Annotated in this window: 1 protein-coding gene; it reads right to left on the bottom strand. The window is 68.5% G+C overall.

All coding sequences use genetic code 11. The features are described from left to right. Positions 1–2,109 (bottom strand): DUF1631 domain-containing protein (locus DBR34_RS17125; protein ID WP_146186871.1); only part of this gene is annotated, 2,109 nt, incomplete at its 3' end. Positions 2,110–2,476: the final 367 nt, after the last annotated feature.

Raw genomic sequence — 2,476 nt, 5'->3', positions numbered from 1 at the left:
CTTGCCGGCCTGCACCTTGCCGTCCTTGTCGACGAAATCCAGCCAGCTGCCAATTTCCAGGCCGCGGAAGCGGTCGGCGTCGGCGTTGTCGAAATCGGTCACGTCGACCTTGCCGCCCAGCTCCACCGCCGCGCTTTCCTGCACGGGCGGGGTGGGCAGCGCCACCTGGGGCAGTTCGGGCAGCGCGCGTTCCAGCTCCGGGCGCGATTCGGCAATGGCCTGCAGCGTGTCGTGCAGGGCGTCGATCGCCCCGGTGGCGGCATCGGCGTGCACGCCGACACTGGCAAACACCTTGCGCAATGCCGGGTGCCAGGCCTGCAGCCACGGCTTGCCCACGATCTGCCGGCGCGCTTCGGCCACTTCTTCCAGCATGCCGTCGGCCAGCGCCAGCGCCTCGCCCACCGACGCTCCGTCCTCGCCTTCGCGCAGCACGGTCAGGGTGAGGTGGTGCTGCCAGGGCTGGCGCAGGAACTCGCCGATGGCCTGCGGCAGGGTCGCATCGGCAATGCGCCGGTCCAGCTCGGCGGCCGAGCGGCTGCGCGCCATCTCCAGCTTTTCCTGGCCGCGCTGGGTTTCAGCGGCGCGGCGCTCGGCGATTTCGATACGGCGCCGGTGCTGGGCCAGGAAATCGCGGAATTCTTCTTCCAGGGTGAGGAAGATCGCCAGGTTCTCGTTGAACTCGGCCACCAGGCGTTCGATGATTTCCTCGACCTTGCCCATCAGCACGCGCTCGGCCTGGCTCTCGCCGGTGTTGCCTTCGCAGGCCTCGGCCAGCGAGTTGAGCAGCTTGCGCGCGGGGTGGGTCTTCTGCACGAACATGCGGCGGTCGAGCATGGCGACCTTGACGAAGGGCACTACCAGCCTGCCGATCAGCTCGCGCGAGCGGCCTTCCAGGTCGCGCTCATCCAGCATCACGTCAAACAGCATGCCCACCAGGTCGATCGCATCTTCGTCCTGCGGGTCCAGCCGCGCCTGCGACGGATCCACGCCCAGGCGCGTGGCACCCGACAGCACTTCACTCTTGAGGCGCTGCGCCAGCGATTCGCCGTCTTCGCCGATCGCCGCGCGCAGGGTGGCACTGGGCGTGGCCTGCAGCAGCGACAGCACCGACATCATCTCGCGCTGGCTCAGCGGACGCTGCTGGCCGACGGCCACGCTGGCCGCGGAGGTCGCGTCTTCGCGTACGTGCCGGGTCTGCTGCAGCAGTTCGTGCAGCGCTTCCAGCAGCATGCCCTGGTTGCCACTGAGGGTATCGCCCGATTCGCCGGCGGCCTGGCTGGCGCCGGCCGACTGCATCCGTCCGCGGCTTTCGGCCCAGCGGTCGGCGAACCGCCGGGCCCACGCCGGCGCGGCGGCATCGTCATTGCCGATCTGGCCGTCCTGGTCCAGCGCATCGACCAGCGCATCCAGCTCGTGCCGCGGGCTTGGCGGCCGTGGCGCCGGGCGCCGGGGTGCAGCCATCTGCGGCATCACGCCGGCGGCAGCAAGCTGCTCGTCCAGCGCCTCGTAACGCTTGCCGATCGGCGCATGCAGGTCGCGCTCGCACAGCTTGATCAGCACCAGCCGCACTTCCGGGGCCAGTTCACAGTCGGCAAAGGCTTCATGGATGGCCACGCCGATGTGCTCGGGGCTGATCGGGTTGCTGTCGGCGTTCAGTTCCAGCCCGCCGGCGATCCAGCCCAGGCGGCGGTCCAGCCGCGCCAGCACCGGCTTCCAGTCGCGCAGCAGCACTGTGGCGAAGTTGCGCACCGCCAGCCGCGACTCCAGCACATGCTCGGGCACCAGGCTCAGGCCGTCTTCGATCTGGCCGGCCAGCGTGGCCTCGGCCGATACCGGCTCACCGCGCTCCAGCGCGTCCCAGGCCTGGGCCAGGTGGTTACGGAAGCCGGCCACGATGTCCTCGCGGCGGCGGCGCAGTTCACGCATGCCATCCAGGAACAGCAGCTGCGACGCGCCGGCGGTGCCGGCACGGTCGAACAGAACGTCGTCAAAGCGGGCCAGCACGGTCGCGAACGACTCGGTCAGCGCGGGCAGCGCTGCCTCGCGGGCAAGCTTCAACAGTGCCGGGTGACGACCCGGCTGCCCCAATGGAGTGGGCGTGGCGATCATGCGAAAAGGCTCCCCACCTTCGCAGGCACAGAATGCAGCATGGAAACAACAGATACCGGTGCCCCCCAGGCACCCGCGTCCGGATGGTAGGTCGCCCCACCGGTCAGGGACAGTGAAACAGTCCGCACTTTGAACCTCACGACCGGGGTACCGGCAGGCCTTGTATCGTACGGCCAGCGTCGGCGGGATGCGAGTACAGCCACGTGAAGCAATGCCATTGATTAGGTGATGTTCATCACGCTTTGTCGCAAATCGATCGGAGATCGCCGCTGGGCGCGTCACAAACTGCCGCGACTATACTGGGCGCACCGTGAAAACTGATCGAGTGAACATGTCCGAATCCCCTGCGCTGCAAGCCCTGGACGCC

The organism is Stenotrophomonas sp. HMWF003 (genome assembly GCF_003061285.1).
GTDB lineage: Bacteria > Pseudomonadota > Gammaproteobacteria > Xanthomonadales > Xanthomonadaceae > Stenotrophomonas > Stenotrophomonas maltophilia_AP.
Note: the sequence above shows the minus strand (reverse complement) of the source record. Positions and strands in the feature narration are given on the sequence as shown.